Genomic DNA, 20,603 nt, shown 5'->3' with positions numbered 1-20,603 from the left:
TGCCGATTGATGAATCGGGGAGGCGCGCTTAAACCTTAGTCAGCATAATCAGGGAACAGACATGACTGACAGCAAGTATTTCAGTGCGGTGGGCGGACTGCCGCCTCAGACGCAACTCCTCTCCAGCAAGGCCGTTTTCACCACCGCGTACGCGGTCATTCCCAGGACGGTGATGAGCGACATCGTCACCAGCGTTCTGCCGCATTGGGAAAAGACGCGGGCATGGATCATCAGCCGTCCGCTCTCCGGTTTCGCCGAAACATTCTCGCAATATATCGTCGAGGTTTTGCCGGGTGGTGGTAGCCTGCGCCCGGAGCCGGATATCCGGGCCTCGGCAGCCATATTCGTGGTGACAGGCGATCTGACGATCGAATTCGAGGGAGCCTCGCATCATCTGCGCGAGGGATCATTCGCCTATCTTCCTGCTGGTTCGAAATGGACCCTGCGTGGTGAAGGCGACAAGCCCTGCCGCTTTCATTGGGTGCGCAAGGCATTCAAGGTCGTGGAAGGTCTGGAGGCACCGCCGGCGATATTCACGCATGAGGACGAATGCGTCATGGATCCGATGCCGGATACCGAGGGCCGCTGGGCGACGACGCGTTTCATCGATCCGTCGGATGTTCGGTACGACATGCACCTGAACATCGTTACATTCGAGCCGGGCGCGGCCATCCCGTTCATGGAAACCCATATCATGGAGCACGGCCTCTATGTGCTCGAAGGCAAGGCCGTCTATCGTCTCAATCAGGATTGGGTTGAGGTCGAAGCCGGGGATTACATGTGGCTCAGATCATTCTGCCCGCAGGCTTGTTACGCCGGTGGTCCCGGCCGTTTCCGGTACCTCCTCTACAAGGACGTCAACCGCCACGCCGATCTCTGGTAGGCGGCAAGCCCTGCTTTCCGCATGAATTTAAGGCGTCAATGATAAACTTGTTGACGCCATCCCTCCCACTTGTAGTATCTATTTGGCCGTCATGTATGACAACGCCGATAAAGTGTCGGTGATGCCTGTCCTGGGGAGGATATATGCTGAAGAAATTGTTGCTGACGGGCGCCGCGGGTGGTGTCGGTCAGAACATCCGCCCGTTGCTGTCGCAGTTGGCGGAAAAGGTCGTATTATCAGACCTTGGTGACGTCTTTGACCTCGGACCGAAGGAAACATTCGTCAGATGTAATCTCGCCGATGCCCAAGGGGTTTTGCGACTTCTTGAAGGCGTGGACGGCGTGATCCATCTCGGCGGAGTATCTGTCGAACGGTCCTTCGATATTATTCTTCAGGGCAATATTATCGGTCTCTACAATCTCTATGAGGCCGCTCGGCATCAGGGCAAACCCCGCATCGTATTTGCCAGTTCCAACCATGTCGTCGGCTACTACCGGCAGGATGAAAAGATAGACAATACGGTCTATCCGCGTCCCGATTCACTCTATGGCGTATCCAAGGTTTTCGGCGAGGCTGTCGCGAGCATGTATTACGACAAGTTCGGGCAGGAGACGCTTTCGCTTCGCATCGGCTCCTGCTTCGACAGACCGCTCAATCCGCGCATGTTGGCAAGCTGGCTGAGTTATCGCGATTTCGTTTCCTTGTGTGAGCGGGCCTTCCTTGCCCCGAAACTCGCGCACACGATCGTTTATGGCGCATCTGCGAACCAGCCCACGTGGTGGGACAATAGCAACGCTGATTTTCTCGGCTGGCAGCCGCAGGACAGTTCGGAAAAATGGCGCGCCGAAGTCGAGGCTGCAACCGGCGAGCAGGATCCGAACGATCCCATGGTGATCTACCAGGGCGGGGCATTCGCCGGCTCTGGTCATCCCGACGACAACTTATAACATCGCATCAAAGATGCCCTCCATTCATATGTCGCGGCCATATCCGCTGGATTGAAAAGCCGCTTGGGAAGGAAAAAGCATGACGATCCATCAAAATCTCATCGCCGGCGAATGGGTCGGCAGCACCGGCTCGGAAAACGTCAATCCATCCGATACCAATGACATTGTCGGGCTTTACGCGCAGGCAACGGCCGATGACGTGAGCCAGGCGATTGCCGCAGCAAAGGCTGCTTTTCCGGCATGGTCCCGGTCCGGAATTCTCGAACGCCACGCGATCCTGAAAAAGACCGCTGACGAAATCCTGGCGCGCAAGCAGGAACTCGGCACGCTTCTCTCCCGCGAGGAAGGCAAGACGCTGCCCGAGGGGATCGGCGAAGTCACGCGTGCAGCACAAATCTTCGATTTCTTTGCCGGCGAGACGCTGAGGTTGGCGGGCGAAGTCCTGCCATCGGCAAGGCCCGGTATCGGTGTCGAGATCACGCGCGAACCTCTCGGCGTCATAGGTATCATCACCCCTTGGAATTTTCCGATCGCCATTCCGGCTTGGAAGATCGCGCCGGCGCTCTGCTACGGCAACACGGTGGTCTTCAAGCCAGCGGAACTCGTGCCCGGCTGCTCCTGGGCGATCGTCGATATCCTGCACCGCGCAGGCCTTCCCAAGGGCGTACTCAATCTGGTGATGGGACCAGGTTCGGTCGTCGGCCAGACGATGCTCGACAGCCCGGATATTGCCGGCATTACCTTCACCGGTTCGACGGGCACGGGCAAACGTGTTGCTGCGGCCTCGATCGAGCATAATCGAAAGTTCCAGCTGGAAATGGGCGGCAAGAACCCGATGATCGTTCTCGACGACGCCGATCTGGGCGTCGCTGTGGAGGCTGCTGCCAACTCCGGCTTCTTCTCTACCGGCCAGCGCTGCACGGCATCTTCGCGCCTGATCGTCACCGAAGGCATCCATGACAAGTTCGTCGACGCGCTGACCGAACGGATGAAGAGCATTCAGGTAGGGCATGCGCTGAGGCCCGAGACCCATGTCGGCCCGGTCGTCGACGGGCGCCAGTTGAAGCAGGACACCGACTATATTGAGATCGGCGTCAAGGAAGGTGCCAAGCTCGCGTTTGGCGGTGAGCGCCTGGAGCGTGACACACCCGGCTTCTTCCTGCAGCCGACGCTGTTTACCGAAGCGACCAACCAGATGCGCATCAGCCGCGAGGAAATTTTCGGCCCGGTCGTCAGCCTCATTCGCGTCAAGGATTATGACGAGGCGCTGGCCATGGCCAACGATACGCCTTTCGGCCTCTCGGCGGGTATTGCGACAACAAGCCTGAAATACGCGACGCATTTCAAGCGCAACTCGGAAGCCGGCATGGTGATGGTCAACCTGCCAACGGCGGGTGTCGATTTCCATGTGCCTTTCGGTGGGCGCAAGGCCTCGTCTTTTGGCCCGCGCGAGCAGGGCAAATATGCCGCCGAATTCTTCACCGTTGTAAAGACGGCTTACACTCAGGCCTGATGATGGCCGCAATCGTTGCGGCTGTAGAAATGTAAAAGACCTGTGAGCGATCCGTCTGCAGAGTAAGCTCTGTAGACGGAACGTTTTTGCGCGTTATCTCTGTCTGCGAAAGAACGTTCAGATGCAGGATGGGATATTCGTGGTTCAGCGTGTCAGTTTTTATATTCTGCTTGTGTTCGTGACGCTGGCATTCATCGCAATCCTCATCCCGTTTTATTCAGCGGTTTTCTGGGCGGTAGTCTTCGCCATCATCTTCTTCCCGCTCTATGCCAAGCTGGAAGAAGCGCTTGGCGGGCGGCGTAATAGTGCTGCCGTTCTCTCCGTGCTGATTTGCCTCTGCCTCGTGATCCTGCCGGGTATGGCCATCCTGGCTTCGCTCATTCAGGAGGGGACCGGTCTCTATCAGAGAATCTCGAGCGGACAGATCGATCTTAACCGGATGCTCAACGAGGTAGTAACGGCTCTTCCCGCCTTCATGCAGGACTGGCTGCAGACCATAGAGACCGGCGGCTTCGCCGCCCTGCGCGATCGCTTTTCGTCGTCGCTGATGCAAGGCGGAAGCTTCTTTGCGGGGCGCGCATTGAATTTTGGCCAGAGCACTGCAGAGTTTTTCATTGCCTTTGGTCTGATGCTCTATCTGCTTTTCTTCCTTTTTCGTGATGGACGCTCGCTGGCGGCCGCAATCCGAAGCGCGGCGCCTCTGAGCGATGAGCACACGACTCAGTTCATGGCAAAATTTGCCTCGGTCGTGCGAGCGACGGTTCGCGGCAATATCATCATCGCCATCATTCAAGGCGTCATCGGAGGCGTTACCTTTTGGTTGCTGGGCGTGCAGCCGGCACTTCTCTGGGGCGTCCTGATGGTCATCTTGTCACTGGTGCCCGCGGTGGGCGCTGCCCTCGTCTGGGTGCCGACGGCGATCTATCTTGCCGTCACGGGTGAGGTTTTGAAGGCTGCTGTCATCGTTGCAGTCGGTGTGTTCGTGATCGGCCTCATCGACAATATTCTCCGGCCACCGCTGGTCGGCAAGGAAACGAAGCTTCCTGACTATGTCGTGCTGATCTCGACCGTTGGCGGGATTTCTCTTTTCGGCGTCAACGGTTTTGTCATTGGCCCGCTGATTGCAGCGCTCTTCATTGCGGCATGGTCGCTTTTTGAAAAGGAGCGGGGCGGCGGCGGGAATGCTGTTGATTGAAACACAATATCTGTAAACATGGTTGGACCATGGTCCAATTCGGGCATTCGCAAAGGTCCCATGGCGGAACTATGGCTGGGCGCAAATGTTGAATGATAGTAGGGTTCAATTACTGACGCTTGTCCGATGGAGGTTGCCATTCGCTCCCGCCGACAGATCATTTCAGGCCTGATGCTCGCCTTTATCCCGGGCCTGGTGTCGTTTGGCGCGAAGTCCGCGATGGCGCGCAATGGCGGACAGGGCAATGGCGGACAGGGTGGTGGCAACGGAGGAGGAGGCGGCGGCAATTCCGGAAATTCCGGCAGGAGCGGTGGGGCGGAAAGCCGCGAGGGTAATCGCGGCCGCGGCAATCGCGGTCGCAGCACTGATACTGCGGTGGAGGCGAGAACAACGGATAGCCTCTCTCAAAAAGACGCCGTCAATGTCGACAATCGTGGCATCAGGGTGAGGCACGGTAGCGGTATTGCCGAAGAGGTGAATGATCGAGGCCGTTATGTCATGCGCGATCGAAGCGGCAGGACGATCGTCAATCGCGCCGCCACCAAATCCGATCTCGACAGATTGCGTTCATTGATAAAGTGAGTGATTTGCGAGCCATCATTTCCGGACGGCCCGCCATGTTGCTGGTTTCGCTGCTACGAGTACAGCGTACGCCCGGAGATTTCCCGTGCCGCATCATTCCAGGCGATTGCCGCGGCGGTTCTGTTGGTCACGTTCAGCTTGGCGAAGATGCGCGTCATGTGATGCTTGACCGTCTTCTCGTGCAGGTCGAGCTCGATGGCGATCGCCTTGTTGCTCAGACCTTCTGCTGCAAGACCCAAGACCTCGCGTTCGCGTGTCGTCAGGTCGCGCATGGCGACGGAGAGGCTGTCCTCGATGGCTGATGCCGGCGGCTCTGCCAGGAGTTTGGCGGAAAGCGCCGGCGCCACATATCCTTCACCGGCGGCGACCGAGCGGAGGATTTCCGCAAGTGAGCCTGATCCGATCCCTTTGAGGACATAACCCTTCGCGCCGTCCTGCAGCGCCTGGCGAATATCATCGCTGGTTTCCGATACCGTCAGCATCACGATGTTCTGGTCGGGCCGCTCGGCAAGGATGGGGCCGATTGCACCAAGGCCGCCACCCGGCATCGAGATATCCATCAGCAGAATGTCGGGCTGGTGCCGCTGGGCGATTTCGATTGCATCGTCGCGGCTTCCCCCCTCAGCCACGATGTCGAAGCCGAGTTCGGTCAATGTGCGCGCAACGCCTTCCCTGAAAAGAGGGTGATCGTCGCATACGGCAACCCGCAGATCCGTCATCAAGTTTTCTCCGTTTCGCAAATCTTCAAAGTCATCGTCACTGTCGTACCGCTGCTATTCGAAACGATCTCGAAGCGCCCTCCGAGGCTCTCGATCCGTTCCCTCAGACCGGCGATGCCAAGGCTCGTCGGCTTGATCTGTGTCGGATCGAAACCGGGGCCGGTGTCGATGACATCCACCACAACGCAATCCTCTTCCAAACGTTGCAGCACTTTCTGGCCCAATCCTCCCGCATGCCGCCAGCCATTATTAAGCGTCTCCTGAACAAAGCGGTAGACGCAGATTTTTTCCGCAGGGCTTGGCTGCCACTCGACTGCGGCCATTGTAAGGGCAATCGGAACGCCGGTCCTTTCCCGGTGGCGCTGAACGGCCTGCAGGATCGCATCCTGGAAGTTCGCAGCCTCGATCTCCGGAAGGATGAGATCGTGGCAAATGCTGCGGATTTCCCGCATCGCTTCCTGCAGGCTCTTCTTGATCGAGGTGACCTCCGCCTCGCGCGCTTCGCGAAGTGCCTGGGCGCCGAGAATGGCGGGGCTGTCTATCCGCAGGGATGCATAGGCAATAAGCTGCGCCGGCCCGTCGTGGAGATCGGCTCCCAGCCGCCTTAGAAAACGTTCGTTGATGGCGGTCGTTTGCTGGCTTGCCTTCTGAACGCGCGAATGCAGTTCCCGGTTCTGCTTGAGAAGATGCGAAAGCTCACCGACCCGGGCATTGAGAAGGCCGCGCTGCAGCTCGATGAGCCGGCTGCCGCGAAAAACGATCAGCGACAGCAGCGAGAAGATTGCCGCGATCACCGCAATGACCGCCAGCCAGGCACGTAGTCTTGCGCTCTGGAGGCTTCGCTCGAAATCGGTCGCCACTTCATAGAATTCCGATACCGCCACGACCTCGCCTGACCATGGCTGCAGCACGGGATTATAGATTTCCAGAAGCGGCTGTGTCTGGTTACCGAGGGCTTCCGCCTCTTCCGGATCAATCCGGTTAAATTCTGACACCATCTTACCGGAAAAGGCCGCTTTCAGGTCTTCGCTTGGAGCAAGTCTCTTCCCCATCAGCGTCTTGTCATTGGCGTACAGAATCGTGCCGTCCTTGCGCCAGAGGCGGAAGGAAATGAGGCGTTGACCAAGCGCTCCCTGCGACAGCGTCTCGTCGAGCACGCGTTCTATCGACTCGTCGAGCTTTTCCGTGGTCGTCATGTCCGGCAAGATCGGAGCGATTATGCTGTCGACGTAAAGAGCTGTCGATGCGGCGGAGTTCCTCGTTACGGCCTCTTCAATCAGGCTGGCAACGAAAGTACCCACGATCAATGTCGCGATGATCGAAATTAACCCGCCGGCGAGCAGAAACTGGCGGGCGAGCGACTGTCCGGTCCAAAAAGCAATAACGTTGGGTAGGCGCACGAAAGCCTCGGTGGGTGCATCAGAAGAAGATAATTAAGGCTCGGCTTCATGGCGTCAATGGGGTCGCATCACCACTAATTTGTCCGGCGGGACCAAAGTCGCATCCTCAAACGCAAAGGTCCCGGATGGGGAACGGCTCAGCATGCTTCACGTTTTCCTGCCATCGCAAGCAAGGAGTTCTGTGATGAAAAAGATGATTCTGGTATCCGCTGCCATCGCAGCCTTCGCCACCGGCGCGCTGGCCCAGCAGAGCACTGTAAATGGTGCCGTCGGTGGTGCCGTCACTGGCGCAATCGTCGGCGGCCCGGTCGGCGCTGCGGTTGGCGGCATCGTTGGCGCTGCAGCCGGCACGGCAATCGACCCGCCGCCGGAACGCGTCGTGCATTACGTAGAGACCCAGCCGATGCCGGCACAGTCGGTCGTCGTCCAGGAACAGGTGGTCGTCGGCCGCCCCATCCCGCAGCAGGTGGTGTTGACGCCCGTGCCGGAAGATCCGACCTATGCCTATGCGGTGGTCAACCAGCAACGCGTTATCGTTGATCCGCAGACACACACGGTCGTTCGCATTCTCAACTGATATTAAGTCGAAGATCAAAAAGGCGCTCGTGACATCGCGGGCGCCTTTTCTCATGACTTGCCTCAACCCTTCTGGCGGGCCGCAGCGTAGCGATTGGCGGGCATTGAAAGACCGAGATTCTCGCGAAGTGTTGAGCCCTCGTACTCTTCACGGAAAAGCCCGCGACGGCGGAGTTCCGGCAAAACGAGTTCGGTAAAGTCGGTCAGGCTTGCCGGCAGGGTCGGGAACATCAGGATGAAACCATCGGCCGCGCGCGCCTCGAACCACTCTTCCATGAAATCGGCGATTTCCTTCGGAGTGCCGGTAATGCCGTTGCCGGTGCTCTTTTCCGCATAGTGGTGGATCAGGTGGCGAAGTGTGTGGCCCTGCTTGATGAAGTCGGTCAGTTCCTCGAACAACGCCTTCGAGCCCTTCGGCTGCTGCGGCAGGCGTTCCATGGGGAAGGGCTTGTCGAGTTCAGCGCCGGAAAGATCAGTTTCCAGAAATTCGCCCAGCATCCAGCGGCCGACATCGGGGTGAAGGTTGTCGATCAGGAAATCGACCTTGGCCTGGGCTTCCGCTTTCGTCTCGCCGACATTGACGACAATGCCCGGCATCATCTTCAGGTCGTCCTCGATGCGGCCATACTTTGCCATGCGGCCTTTGACATTGCGGTAGAATGCACCGTTGCGCTCGATGCTGGAGGCAAGGCTGAAGACGATTTCGGAAGTTCGGGCGGCGAGCTCCATGCCCGCTTCGGAGCCGCCGGCCTGGGCGATGACCGGACGCCCTTGCGGGGTTGAGGCAATGTTCAACGGTCCGCGGACCTGGAAATGCTTGCCCTTGTGGTTCAGCGTATGCAGCTTGTCCTTGTCGTAATAGACGCCATTCTCGCGATCGAGCAGCAGCGCGTCTGGCTCGAAACTGTCCCACAGGCCGAAAACGACATCGACGAATTCTTCACCGCGTTCATAGCGGATCGCATGCGGATCGAGCCCCTCGCGATTGAAGTTGTAGCCGGTCTCGTCGTGGTCGGAGGTGACGACGTTCCAGCATGCCCGGCCGCCGCTCAAATGATCGATGGACGAGAATATGCGAGCGATGTTGTAAGGCTCGTAATAGCTGGTCGAGGCTGTTGCCACGAAACCGAGCTTCTCCGTCATGGCTGCAAGGGCAGTGATCAGCGTCAGGGGCTCGAACCGGTTCATCTTTGTCGGTGAGCGGGAGAGAGCTTCCGGATCGCCGATCGCAGCCGCCGGCGAATCTGCCACGAACATGAAGTCGAGCTTGGCCTGTTCCGAAATACGGGCGACATTGAGCAGGTGCTCGATCCTGTTCGCACCATTGACGTCGGCTGCCGGATGCAGCCAGCTCGCCGGGTTGAAGCCAAACGTATAGACAAAGGTTCCAAGTTTCAGCTTGTCTTCGCGGGCCATGGTTCCTCGACTCCTCTTGATAGTCTTCGTGTTTCAGCCCGCCTGAGATGGGGTGAAGCGGGCGGTGAGAGTGTGGCTTTTGCCGGGATAGGTCAGCCGAACAGCCGTCACCGACTGATCGAGCCGCCATGTCTGACGCTCGACAACCATGACGGGGCTACCGATGGGGATCGTCAGATGAGCAGCTTCCGCGGGGCCGGCGCCACGGGCTGCAATCCGGTGCTCGGCGGCGCTCCATGGCACATGATCGAGAAGCCAGGGACCGGGAGACAGGGTTTCGAATGTTTCTCCCCTGGCATCCGGCACGACTTCCAGATTGATCAGACGCTGCTCGAGGCAGAAGGGGTGTTCGCCCGCATAGTGAAGGCAGGTAATATCGGCGATCGCTCTCTTGCGCGGGATGTCGAGGCGCTCGGCCTCTTCACTGTTGGCTGTCCTTACCGTGCGGCTCAAAATCCGGTGGGTATAGATTTCACCTGTTGCCTTCACCTCTTCGCGAATGTCGTAGATTTCGAGAATTGCACTTTGCGCCTTCTGGGGGAGAACGACACTGCCGACCTTGCGCCTCCGCTGTATCAGCCCGGCGCGTGCCAGCTGAGTCACGACCTTATTCACGGTCATGCGCGAACAGCCGTATTCCAAGGCCAGTTGCTGTTCCGATGCGATCTTGAAGCCGGGTTGCCAGCGGCCGGTCAGGATATTCTGCTCGATATCGAGAAGTATTCGCTGATGAAGCGAAAGCGGCGTCTCGGAAATAGTGTCGGCAGTAATATCCGCGTCAATCATGCGAGCATGCTGGCGCCGCGATCGAGATAGGTGTCGAGAAATTGCTCCAGGCGTGGGTGGCGCGGCTTGGCAAAGATTTCCGCCGGCGGCCCTGAGAACAATAGCCGTCCGTGATCGAGAAAGCTGATCTGCTGGCCGACGCTCGCGGCAAAGCCGATTTCGTGGGTGACGACCACCATCGTCATGCCCTCGCTCGCCAGATCCCGCATGACATTCAGGACTTCGCCGGTCAATTCCGGATCGAGCGCAGATGTCGGCTCATCGAACAGCATGATTTTCGGTTCGAGCGCGAGCGCCCGGGCAATCGCCACGCGTTGCTGCTGGCCGCCGGATAGCTGTGAGGGGTAATGCCCCGCGCGATTTTCCAGACCGACCTTGCGCAACTGCACCATGGCGCGTTCTTCCGCCTCGGCTTTCGGTACCTTGCGGACGAGCTTCAGGGCCTCGCTGACATTGCCGAGTGCCGTCATGTGCGGCCAGAGATTGAACTGCTGGAAGACCATGCCGGTCTTTGTGCGCACCGCGCGGATCTGGTTGGCCGGCAGACGTTCGCGGCGGCCGTTGGCGTCTTCGAAAAAGCCCAATGCCTCCCCGTTGATGGTGATCATGCCGCTGGTAGGTTCTTCCAGAAAGGCGAGGCAGCGCAGCAATGTGCTCTTGCCGGAACCCGAAGGGCCGATCAGGCAGGAGACCTTGCCTTCCGGAATTTCCAGCTCGATGTCCTGCAGCACTGTGGATTCTCCGAACCGCTTGACGAGTTTGCGGATGGCGATGGCGGGTACACTCATGCTTTCGAAAACCTCAGTCGGGAGAGACGGTTCTCGGCCATGCGGCCAAGCCGGTCTGTGAGTTCAACGATGATCCAGTAGACGATCGCCAGGATGAAGATCGCTTCGAGGAATGCGTATTGCTGCGAGCCGATGGCGCTGACGGTGGCGGTCAGTTCCGGCACGGTGATGATCGACAACACGGCGGATTCCTTGAGCAGGATGACTGCGAGATTGATCGCGGGCGGCAGGACGATCAGCGCCATTTCCGGCACTTGGATACGGCTGATCGTCTGGAACCGCGTCATGCCGAGGCAGGCGGCGGCTTCGACATGGCCGACCGGCACCGATGCGTAACCGGCGCGGAAGACTTCGCTGTAATAGGCGGCGCTATAGACGGTAAGCCCGATCAATCCGCAGGGGATGGGATCGAGCATCAGGCCGACGAACGGGCCGCCATAATAAAGCAGAAAAATCTGGATCAGGAACGGCGTGCCACGCAGCACTTCGACGATGGCGCCTAGCACCACATTGACGATCTTGCCTCCGAAGCGCCGCGCCGTGGCGACGATGAAACCAGCAATGACGCCGCCGAGAACGCCAGCGATCCATAGCCACAGGGTAACGAACAACCCGCTGCCGATTTCCGGCAGTTTTTCGATAATGACTTGCGGATCGAACATCATGCCGAGGCTCCCTTCAGGGATCGTTCGGCATAGCGCCCAAGAAGCGCGATTGCGGAGTTGATGATGAAATAGATGAGCGCTGCGGACGCGAAGATCGGGATCGGCTGATAGGTGCTGGAGGCAAGATCCTGCGCCATCTTGGTGATTTCGATGATCCCCACCACCGAGACGAGCGATGAGGATTTGAGGATCATGATCGCCTCATTTACCAACGCAGGAAAAGTGAGCCTAAGCGCGATCGGCGCTCGGATGCGGATGAATGTCTGAGCACCGGTAAAGCCTGCTACATCGGCGGCTTCAATCAGCCCAGGCGGGACACTGGCAAATCCGCCACGCAGGTTTTCAGCCTGATAGGCAGCCGTGCAGAGTGACAGACCGACGATCGCGGCAACGATGCCTGGAACGTTGATGCCGATCACCGGCAACAGCGTATAGATAAGCAGAAGCTGGACCAGCAGTGGCACGCCGCGGAAAAAGCTGATGAACAGCCTTGCCGGCAGAACATAGATCGACTTGCCCGTCAGCATCGCGGCAGAAAGCAGCATGGCGATCACGAACCCGATCGCAATAGAGATCAGACTGATGCCAAGGGTCGAGAGAGCCGCCTCCAGGAGCAGCGTGAAAAGTTTCGGTGTCATCGGTTACGCTTCGTTGGTCGCGGGCGCAGAGCGCAGGGCGAAACGGAAGGAACGAGTGATGGGAGATGCGCAAGGCACATCCCCCTATCGACTGAAGCTCAGAATGCCGGATCAGGCACCGAGTCCGGCGTGTCGAACGTCGTGCCGAACCACTTTTCCTGCAGCTTGCCCAGACGTCCGTCCTTCTTCATCGCGATGATTTCGTTGTCGATATAATCGAGCAGCGACTTGTGATCGTCGTCCTTGGTGCCGATGAAGCCGAAATAGGTCTTCTTGCCGAAGGCAGGCGTCACGACTTCGAATGCGCCGTTGCGCTGCTTGGCGACGAAGGCGATGTTCGGAAGGGAGTTCGCGACGGCGACAACGCGGCCGGTTGCGAGGTCGGCGTAAGCATCGTTGAATGAGACGTATTCGCGGACGTTGACCTTTTCCGGAAGCGTCGCGGAATATTCCTGCAGCTGTGCCAGCTGTGCGGTTGCCTTGCCGACGCCGACGGCCTTGCCTGCAATGTCGGCCGGCTTGGTGATCGAGGTGTCACCGGCCTTTTTCAGGATGGCGACGGAAGCTTCTGCGACCGGGGCACTCATGCGATAACGCGCGATACGGGCCTTGGTGATGGTTGCCGGGCCGGCAACGACATCGAACTTGCCTGCTTCAAGGCTTGGCAGAACGCTATCCCAGGGCAGTTCTACCCATTCGATCTTGACGCCAAGATCCTTGCCGAGCGCCTCGAAGAAATCGACGTTCAGGCCCTTGTGTTCGCCGGCATCGATGAAGTCGAAGGGGGCGAAAGCCGTTTCCGTGCCGACTTTCAGCACGCCTGCAGCCTTGGCCTTGGCCAGCACGTCTTCCGCGTGGGCCGAGAAAGATGTGGCAAGCAGAAGGGCGCCGGCGGCGACAGCCTTCATCAGTTGTCTTTTGAGCATTGGTGATTTCTCCGCGTTGTTCTACCTTAAGGACCGCAGTTCGGCTGTTCCCACCGTGTGACAGCGAATTTTCCGCTGTTCGTATTATTGCCTATACAAATGACCGATGTTTTCTGAGCCGTCAACGGCTTCAATCGGGCTTTCCCGCGTGTCGCGTCGGGCCGATGATTGCCGCGATCGGTAGGCCGATTTCCGATCAAATCAGCTTGCCTTGCCAGGTTTCGTGAACCTATCTTCTCTGGATACTCATCGAGGAAAGGGCGAAGCCAGGTGTCGAGCCGGCGCGAATACTTCGCCCGATCTACTGCCAGCATTTCATTTCAGGATCATGCCATATGACTTCCAATCTCGTCGTCAATGCCGGCCGTATCGCGGCGGATATCGATGCTCTGGCCAATATCACCGAACTCGACCGGCCTTGGACGCGCCGTGCATTCACACCGATGTTCCTCAGGGGACGTGCCTATGTGGAAAAGGTCTTTCGAGAGGCGGGCCTTGAAACGCGCATTGATGCTGCCGGTAACCTGATCGGCCTACGCCGTGGAAAAACGGGTGGTGGTACGCTGATGCTCGGGTCACATACGGACACAGTGCCGAATGGCGGTCGTTTCGATGGGATCGCTGGTGTGATCGCTGCTCTCGAAGTGGCGCGCGCGCTGGATGACGCCGGCATCGAGCTGGAGCATGATCTGGAAATCGTCGATTTTCTTGCGGAAGAAGTGTCGATTTTCGGCGTATCTTGCATCGGCAGCCGGGGCATGACCGGTGTTCGGCCAAGCGAATGGCTTGAGCGGACTGCCGATATCGAAGGAAAACGTGTCGATCTTGCCGAAGGCATCCGCGAGGTTGGCGGCGATCCGATACAGACCGGTGGCCGCGATGACATCAAGGCCTTTCTGGAATTGCATATCGAACAAGGCACCGTGCTCGAGCGGGAAGGTATCGATATCGGCATCGTCGGGGCGATCACCGGCATTTCCCGCTTCGAGATCCTGGTCGAAGGTCGTGCCGACCATGCCGGCACGACACCGATGAATGCGCGTTACGACGCCTTGGGGGCCGCATCCTGCCTTGTGCTCGGCATCGAGCGTATCGCCAAGGAACTCGCTCTCGGATCCAGCTATTTCGCGGGCACTGTCGGTGAGTTTTCGATGGAGCCGAATGCCGCGAATGTCATTCCGTCCCATGTTCGCATGCTGATCGACGCCCGGGCGGTCGATCCTGCTCTCATGGATGAATTCGTTGCGGCCTTGTCTGCGCTTTGTGTGCAGACCGCTGCAAAACGGAAGGTCACGATTGCTGAGCCCCGCAGGGTTTCCAATGCGGCACCGACGCCTATGTCCGGGATGGTGACGGAAATATTGGCATCGAGTGCGGCTCGTATCGGCGCCACCAGCAGGCCGATGGTTTCCGGTGCCGGCCATGACGCCGCCTTCCTTTCCAAGGTGGCGCCGGCTGCGATGATCTTCATCGCCAGCAAGGACGGGCGCAGCCATGCGGCGGAAGAATGGTCTGAGAATGACGCGATAACGCTCGGGGCCGCTGTTTTATACGAGGCAGTTCTGGATCTGGATAAAAGATAGGGAGATTGCATGGGGCGCATACTGACGGAGAAGGATGTCGAAGCCGCCGTTCGCGGAGGTTCCGTTTATGCGGCCGGTGGCGGTGGCTGGTCTGATCATGGCCGCATGCTGGGTTATGCGGCGGTCTCGATCGGCAGGCCGGAGCTGATCACGATCGACGAGTTGCGGGATGACGACTGGGTCGCGACTGCGGCTGCGATCGGCGCTCCGGCTTCCACAACCGCATGGGAAATGCAGGGCGTCGACTACGTCAAGGCGGTGCAGCTTCTGCAGGATGCGCTGGGCGAGAAGGTTTCGGCCCTGATGATCGGCCAGAACGGCAAGTCCTCGACGCTGAACGGCTGGCTGCCTTCCGCCATTCTCGGCACCAAGGTGCTGGATGCTGTCGGCGATGTGCGTGCCCATCCGACCGGCGACATGGGCTCGATCGGCATGGCCAATTCGCCGGACGAGATGATCCAGACGGCTGTCGGCGGCAATCGTGCCGAGAACCGCTACATCGAGCTGGTTATTCGTGGTGCGACCGCCAAGGTCTCGCCGGTGCTGCGCACGGCTTCCGACATGTCGGGCGGCTTCATTGCCTCCTGCCGCAATCCGCTACGGGCCTCCTATGTTCGCCGGAATGCGGCGCTCGGTGGCATCAGTCTCACGCTGAAACTCGGGGAAGCGATCATCGAGGCGGATGCCAGAGGAGGGCATGCGATCATCGACGCGATCGTCAAGACGACCGGGGGCTCGATCATCGCAGAGGGCGAGATCAGCGCAAAATCGGTCGTCTATACGAAGGAAGCATTCGATGTCGGCACGATCACGGTCGGTCGCGGCGACAGGGCAGTGACGCTGCATGTAATGAACGAATACATGGCGGTGGATGATGCCGGTGGAAACCGGCTCGCGACCTTTCCCGACATCATTTCGACGCTGTCTCCGGAGGGCGAGCCGATGAGCGTCGGGCAGCTGCAGATCGGCATGCCTGTATTTCTTCTGCATGTGCCGAAGACGATCATTCCGCTGTCGTCGAGCGTCAAGGATCCCTCGGTCTACCCGATCGTCGAGAAGGCGCTCGGGATCAGCATTGCCGATTACGCACTGGGGTGAGCCGGCAGGCGGATGAGGGGCAGAGCTGAACAGCAGAGCGATCAGGAGAACAGCATGCCGAAGCCCAATCCGCGCCATCCTAAATTCCCGATCCCCGGAGGGCCGGAGTTGCGGACCAAAGGCTGGCGGCAGGAGGCGTTGCTGAGACTTCTCGAAAACGTTCTCTCGGTCGGCGAAGATCCCGATAATCTCATCGTTTATGCGGCGCTGGGTAAGGCCGCGCGCAACTGGGCGGCGCATGATGCGATTGTCAGGGCATTGAAGGAGATGGATGAAGACCAGACACTGATCATCCAGTCCGGCAAACCGGTCGGGTTGCTGAAGACCCATTCCAAGGCGCCGCTGGTGATCATGGCGAACTGCAATATTGTCGGCCAGTGGGCGAAGGCGGAATATTTCTACCAATTGCAGGAAAAGGGACTGATCTGCTGGGGTGGGCTGACGGCAGGGGCCTGGCAGTATATCGGCAGCCAAGGCGTGATCCAGGGGACCTACGAGATCTTCATGCGGATTGCCGAAAAGCGTTTCGGCGGCACGCTTGCCGGCCGGTTCGTGCTGACTGCGGGGCTCGGTGGAATGGGTGGTGCGCAGCCGCTTGCCGGCCGCATGGCGGGGGCGGCGATCCTTGTCGTCGATATCGATCCCGAACGCGTGGCCAAACGCAAGGCGATCGGTTTCCTCGATGAGGTCGCGCCCGATCTCGACACCGCGCTTGCGATGATCGATGAGGCAGTGAAAGAGAAGCGGGCGGTGTCGATCGGCCTCGTCGGCAACGCCGCCGATATCTATCCGCAGATCGTCAAGCGCGGCATCGTGCCGGACGTCGTGTCCGACCAGACCTCGGCGCATGATCTGGTTTATGGCTATGTCCCGAAAGGCATGAGCCTTGAGGAAGTACGGCGGCTTCGAAAGGAAGGGCAGGGGCAGTTGATGGCGGCGAGCCGCGCCTCGATCGCCGATCATGTCCGCGCCATGCTGACCCTGCAAGAGAGGGGAGCCGAGGTTTTCGACAATGGCAATCTCATCCGCACCCAGGCCAGGGAGGGTGGGGTCGAAAATGCATTCGACATCCCGATCTTTACCGAAGCCTATCTAAGGCCGCTTTTCTGCCGTGCGATCGGCCCCTTCCGCTGGATGGCGTTATCCGGTGAGGAAAGCGATATCGGTCGTATCGACGATCTCGTTCTTGAGCTTTTCCCGAACAATCATATCGTCACGAACTGGATCCGGCTGGCGCGGGAGAACGTTCCGTTTGAGGGGCTTCCGGCACGGATTGCCTGGCTTGGCCATGGCGAACGCACGAAATTGGCGCTTGCTGTCAACGAACTGGTGGCAAATGGCGAGCTCAGGGGGCCTATTGCCTTCTCGCGTGACCATCTCGATGCCGGAGCGATGGCGCATCCGAATATCATGACCGAAAACATGAAGGATGGCTCGGATGCGATTGCCGACTGGCCGCTGATCAACGCCATGGCGCTTTGTTCGTCCATGGCCGATCTCGTCGTCATTCATTCGGGAGGCGGCGGTTATGCCGGCTATATGACCAGCGCCGGGGTGACAATCGTGGCCGACGGTACGGAAGCCGCAGCCGAGCGGCTCGACATGGCGATCACCAATGACACATCGCTCGGCATCATCCGTTATGCCGATGCGGGTTATGAAGATGCGGTCGAGGCCGCCGAGCGGGGAAAGGTCCCTCACATACGGCTGGGTTGAGACCCAGCCGTATCTCTTGGGCGGTCAGCCTTTCTTGAAGGCCGAATAGGCGACAGCCATCTTGGCGGCCAGCGTCGCATTGTTCTTCACCAGCTCGATATTCGCCTTCAGGCTTTCGCCCTTGGAGAGCTCGTTGATGCGCGCAAGCAGGAAGGGCGTCAGTTCCTTGCGGCCGATACCGCGTTCATCGGCTTCGCGAACCGCGTCGGCAATCGTGCCATCGATGAATTTCGGCGTCAGAGCCGCAGCTTCCGGGATCGGGTTTGCGATCAGAAGACCTGTGCCGGTCCCGAGCTGGTGATGCAGCCACATGGCCTTGGCAATCTCGGCGGCGCTGTCCAGCTTGTGATCGGCCTTGTAACCGCTCTTGCGCGTGAAGAAGGCCGGGAATTCGTCTGTTCCGTAGGCGATGACGGGAACGCGCTGGGTTTCCAGATATTCGAGCGTCTTGGCGATATCGAGGATGGACTTGACGCCGGCGCAGACAACGGCGGTTTTCGTGCGGCCGAGCTCGGTCAGGTCGGCGGAAATGTCAAAGGTCTGCTCGGCACCGCGGTGAACACCGCCGACGCCGCCAGTGGCGAAAATCTCGATGCCGGCGAGATCAGCCAAAAGCATCGTTGCGGAAACGGTCGTGCCGGCCGTCTGCTTGCGCACCATGGCAACTGCGAGGTCTCGGCCGGAGGCCTTCACGACATCCTTGGCCTGCGCGAGCTTTTCGAGTTCATCGGCGTCGATGCCGGCGCGCAGCTCGCCATCGATGACAGCGATCGTTGCCGGGACGGCGCCGTTTGCACGCACGACATCCTCGACCGCCTTGGCGGTTTCGAGATTGGCGGGATAGGGCATGCCATGGGTTATGATGGTGGATTCGAGCGCCACGACCGGTCCGCCCTTCGCAATCGCGTCGGCGACTTCCTTGTTGAGCTTAGGCTTCATCAGTTGCATGTCGTCTTGTCCTTTCAGTTCGTCAGCCTGTGCCGATTGGCTTCGATGAGCTCGGCAGACAGGTCGGGGTGCACGCTGGCATTACATTCGGTGGTGAGTGTGGCGGCAAGCGCGCCGGTGCGGGCCGCATCGAAAATCTCGTCGCCTTCGAGCAGCCGGTGAAGGGTCGCGGCGATCATCGCATCGCCTGCGCCGGTCATGTCGACGGGGGCAGCCCTCACGGCATTGATGAATTCTATCGTGTCCGCTCCGGCAACCGCCATCCCTTGAGCGCCGGCGCTGACCACGGCCATGCCGGCACCTGCTTTTTGCAGCGCCAATGCGGCCTGTTTGGCGCCTTCAGACGTGTGCGGGCTTGTCTGGCCGAGAATGGCGTTCGCCTCGTCGATATTCATGAACAGGAGGTCGATCCCGTTCAGGTCTTTCGGCAGGCGCATGACCTTGTGGGTCGATACGGCATCGATCGCCAGCCGGCAGGACGCATTTCTGCAACGATCGATTAGCGCCGAAAGCGCTTCGGCCGGAAGATTGCAGTCTGCAAAGACCCAGTTCGAAGCCGCAAGATGAGGCCAGGCGCGCTCGATGTGATCCGGCTGAAACAGGTCGAATATGTTCATGTCGGCAATGCCGAGAACGAGGTCGCCTTCTGCATCGAGAATCGCCGCATATTCGGCGGTCGGGCGTTCACTGGTCGTCACGGCCTGACTGACGTCGATCCCGATTTCGCGCATGTATTTGAGCAGCGACTGCCCGCCGTCATCATCGCCGACAATCGATATGAAGCCGGTCGCCGAGCCGAGCCGGGCAAGGTTCTCGGCCACATTGCGGGCAACACCGCCGAGGCTGCGGGTGCTTTCTACGGGATTGGATGTTTCAAGCACGATCTTGGTACGGGCGTGATATTTGCGGTCCAGCACCGCGCCGCCGATGCAGAACGCGCGGACCTCGGATGAGAGAACATAACCCCGCCCGAGGATATATCCCTTGTTCATCAATTGGGCGATATGAGCGGCAACCGTCGAGCGGGCGAGCCCCAGAGCGGTGGCAATCTCCTGCTGACCGACGAAAGGGTTTTCGCGGATCAAGGCCAGAACGGCGCTTTCCTGTGGTGCAAGCGGCTGGGTCATTGCATGGGCTCCTTGCGAAACCCATGCAGACAATTGTTTATTGTGTCAACAGTTGTTTTGTCGTCTTATTTGCCGTGCGGCTTTTCAACGTGACCGCCAAAGGACTTGCGCATCAGCGACAGCATCTTGTTGGCGTATTCGGCATTGCCCTGGCTGTCGAAGCGGCTGAATACGGCTGCAGAGAGAACCGGCACCGGCACGCCCATGTCGATCGCGGCCTTCATCGTCCAGCGCCCTTCGCCGGAATCCGAAACGCGTCCGCCGAAGTTGCTGAGCGAGGGGTCGACCTTCAGGGCGTCCGCCGTCAAATCGAGCAGCCATGAGCCGATAACGCTGCCGTGGCGCCAGACTTCGCTGATCGCCTCGATATCCATGTCGAACTGGTAATACTGCTTGTCCGGCAGCGGTGTCGTTTCCGCGTCCGCCTCGCGATGGGCATGGCCGACATTTGCCTGTTTCAGCACATTGAAGCCTTCGGCATAGGCCTGCATCATTCCGTATTCGATGCCGTTATGGACCATCTTGACGAAGTGGCCGGCGCCGCTCGGGCCGCAATGCAGATAACCGCGCTCAGCTGGGCGAAGCGACGGATCGAGATCCGCTCCCGGCGCCAGTGTCGCGAAGATCGGATCCAGATGTTTGACCGCTTCGTCCGGGCCGCCGATCATCAGGCAAAAGCCGCGCTCAAGGCCCCAGACGCCGCCGCTCGTGCCGACGTCGATGTAGGAAATGCCTTTTTCAGCAAGCTTGGCGCTCTGGTCTACCGCATCTCGGTAGTTGGAGTTTCCGCCATCGATGATCATGTCACCGGGCTGCATGAAGGCTGCCAGCTTGTCGACGATGCCGGGTGTGATCGCCGCCGGAAGCATGATCCATACGGCACGCGGTGGTGTCAATTTTTCAAGGAACTGTTCGATGGACGAAATGCCGATGGCGCCTTCGCCGACAAGTGCCTCAACAGCTGCCGGGTTGACGTCGTAGGCGACGCATTCATGGCCCGCACGCATCAGGCGCCGTGCCATGTTGCCGCCCATGCGGCCCAGTCCCATCATTCCGATCTGCATGTGTAAGCCTCTCGATGCAGTTTTAGAATCGTC

Annotated in this window: 20 protein-coding genes; 9 read left to right on the top strand and 11 right to left on the bottom strand. The window is 59.3% G+C overall.

All coding sequences use genetic code 11. The features are described 5' to 3' along the window. The first annotated feature begins 61 nt into the window (after positions 1-61). From HNQ72_RS23265 to HNQ72_RS23245, 5 genes are all read left to right on the top strand, one after another. Positions 62-883, top strand: coding sequence for a bifunctional allantoicase/(S)-ureidoglycine aminohydrolase (locus tag HNQ72_RS23265; RefSeq protein WP_183995780.1), 822 nt, complete (start codon positions 62-64; stop codon positions 881-883). A 143-nt stretch (positions 884-1,026) separates the two neighbouring features. Beyond that, positions 1,027-1,830, top strand: coding sequence for an NAD-dependent epimerase/dehydratase family protein (locus HNQ72_RS23260; protein ID WP_183995778.1), 804 nt, complete (start codon positions 1,027-1,029; stop codon positions 1,828-1,830). A 79-nt stretch (positions 1,831-1,909) separates the two neighbouring features. Next, complete coding sequence (locus HNQ72_RS23255) at positions 1,910-3,343, top strand: aldehyde dehydrogenase family protein (RefSeq protein WP_183995776.1); 1,434 nt, start codon at positions 1,910-1,912, stop codon at positions 3,341-3,343. Between the two features lie 121 nt (positions 3,344-3,464). Next, a complete protein-coding gene (locus HNQ72_RS23250; RefSeq protein ID WP_183995774.1) occupies positions 3,465-4,538 on the top strand; it encodes an AI-2E family transporter in 1,074 nt (357 codons plus the stop codon). Between the two features lie 126 nt (positions 4,539-4,664). Continuing rightward, entirely contained in the window at positions 4,665-5,120 is a 456-nt protein-coding gene (locus tag HNQ72_RS23245) for a hypothetical protein (protein ID WP_183995772.1), read from the top strand. A gap of 53 nt (positions 5,121-5,173) precedes the next feature. On the opposite strand, the gene HNQ72_RS23240 is transcribed toward HNQ72_RS23245, so the two are convergent. Further along, positions 5,174-5,842 carry a response regulator gene (locus HNQ72_RS23240; protein WP_183995770.1) on the bottom strand — a complete coding sequence of 223 codons (669 nt, stop codon included), beginning with the start codon at positions 5,840-5,842 and terminating at the stop codon, positions 5,174-5,176. After that, positions 5,839-7,239 (bottom strand): sensor histidine kinase, encoded by a 1,401-nt coding sequence (locus tag HNQ72_RS23235; RefSeq protein WP_244654511.1) that lies wholly within the window; start codon positions 7,237-7,239, stop codon positions 5,839-5,841. Before HNQ72_RS23235 ends, HNQ72_RS23240 begins: the two co-directional genes overlap by 4 nt. Before the next feature lie 184 nt (positions 7,240-7,423). Between HNQ72_RS23235 and HNQ72_RS23230 the strand changes: the two genes are divergently transcribed. Next, entirely contained in the window at positions 7,424-7,816 is a 393-nt protein-coding gene (locus HNQ72_RS23230) for a DUF1236 domain-containing protein (protein ID WP_183995768.1), read from the top strand. 62 nt (positions 7,817-7,878) lie between these two features. On the opposite strand, the gene HNQ72_RS23225 is transcribed toward HNQ72_RS23230, so the two are convergent. The 6 genes from HNQ72_RS23225 to HNQ72_RS23200 all read right to left on the bottom strand — a co-directional run bounded on the left by HNQ72_RS23225 (position 7,879) and on the right by HNQ72_RS23200 (position 13,034). Beyond that, the gene (locus HNQ72_RS23225; protein ID WP_183995766.1) at positions 7,879-9,231 is read right to left on the bottom strand and encodes an LLM class flavin-dependent oxidoreductase; all 1,353 of its coding nucleotides are present in this window, start codon (positions 9,229-9,231) and stop codon (positions 7,879-7,881) included. 33 nt (positions 9,232-9,264) lie between these two features. Beyond that, a complete protein-coding gene (hutC, locus tag HNQ72_RS23220) occupies positions 9,265-10,017 on the bottom strand; it encodes a histidine utilization repressor (protein ID WP_183995764.1) in 753 nt (250 codons plus the stop codon). Then, positions 10,014-10,805, bottom strand: a complete 792-nt coding sequence (locus HNQ72_RS23215) for an amino acid ABC transporter ATP-binding protein (RefSeq protein ID WP_183995762.1) — start codon at positions 10,803-10,805, stop codon at positions 10,014-10,016. Before HNQ72_RS23215 ends, hutC begins: the two co-directional genes overlap by 4 nt. Then, complete coding sequence (locus tag HNQ72_RS23210) at positions 10,802-11,470, bottom strand: amino acid ABC transporter permease (RefSeq protein WP_183995760.1); 669 nt, start codon at positions 11,468-11,470, stop codon at positions 10,802-10,804. The genes HNQ72_RS23215 and HNQ72_RS23210 overlap by 4 nt, the downstream gene beginning before the upstream one ends. After that, on the bottom strand, positions 11,467-12,108 hold the full coding sequence (locus HNQ72_RS23205) for an amino acid ABC transporter permease (protein WP_183995758.1): 642 nt from the start codon (positions 12,106-12,108) through the stop codon (positions 11,467-11,469). Before HNQ72_RS23205 ends, HNQ72_RS23210 begins: the two co-directional genes overlap by 4 nt. 98 nt (positions 12,109-12,206) lie before the next feature. Beyond that, positions 12,207-13,034, bottom strand: a complete 828-nt coding sequence (locus tag HNQ72_RS23200; protein WP_183995756.1) for a transporter substrate-binding domain-containing protein — start codon at positions 13,032-13,034, stop codon at positions 12,207-12,209. A gap of 335 nt (positions 13,035-13,369) precedes the next feature. Between HNQ72_RS23200 and HNQ72_RS23195 the strand changes: the two genes are divergently transcribed. The 3 genes from HNQ72_RS23195 to HNQ72_RS23185 are packed head-to-tail and all read left to right on the top strand — an operon-like array spanning position 13,370 to position 17,431. Further along, positions 13,370-14,617, top strand: a complete 1,248-nt coding sequence (locus tag HNQ72_RS23195; RefSeq protein WP_183995754.1) for a Zn-dependent hydrolase — start codon at positions 13,370-13,372, stop codon at positions 14,615-14,617. Positions 14,618-14,626: 9 nt separating this feature from the next. Continuing rightward, entirely contained in the window at positions 14,627-15,715 is a 1,089-nt protein-coding gene (locus HNQ72_RS23190) for a DUF917 domain-containing protein (RefSeq protein ID WP_183995752.1), read from the top strand. A 54-nt stretch (positions 15,716-15,769) separates the two neighbouring features. Beyond that, a complete protein-coding gene (locus HNQ72_RS23185) occupies positions 15,770-17,431 on the top strand; it encodes a urocanate hydratase (protein ID WP_183995750.1) in 1,662 nt (553 codons plus the stop codon). Between the two features lie 24 nt (positions 17,432-17,455). Here HNQ72_RS23185 and HNQ72_RS23180 read toward each other — a convergent pair whose 3' ends face one another. From HNQ72_RS23180 to gnd, 3 genes are all read right to left on the bottom strand, one after another. Further along, on the bottom strand, positions 17,456-18,379 hold the full coding sequence (locus tag HNQ72_RS23180; RefSeq protein WP_183995748.1) for a pseudouridine-5'-phosphate glycosidase: 924 nt from the start codon (positions 18,377-18,379) through the stop codon (positions 17,456-17,458). Between the two features lie 14 nt (positions 18,380-18,393). Further along, entirely contained in the window at positions 18,394-19,506 is a 1,113-nt protein-coding gene (locus HNQ72_RS23175; protein ID WP_183995746.1) for a carbohydrate kinase, read from the bottom strand. Positions 19,507-19,571: 65 nt separating this feature from the next. Next, on the bottom strand, positions 19,572-20,570 hold the full coding sequence (gene gnd / locus HNQ72_RS23170) for a phosphogluconate dehydrogenase (NAD(+)-dependent, decarboxylating) (RefSeq protein WP_183995744.1): 999 nt from the start codon (positions 20,568-20,570) through the stop codon (positions 19,572-19,574). Positions 20,571-20,603 lie beyond the last annotated feature (33 nt).

Source organism: Aliirhizobium wenxiniae (genome assembly GCF_014201355.1).
Lineage (GTDB): Bacteria > Pseudomonadota > Alphaproteobacteria > Rhizobiales > Rhizobiaceae > Neorhizobium > Neorhizobium wenxiniae.
Note: the sequence above shows the minus strand (reverse complement) of the source record. Positions and strands in the feature narration are given on the sequence as shown.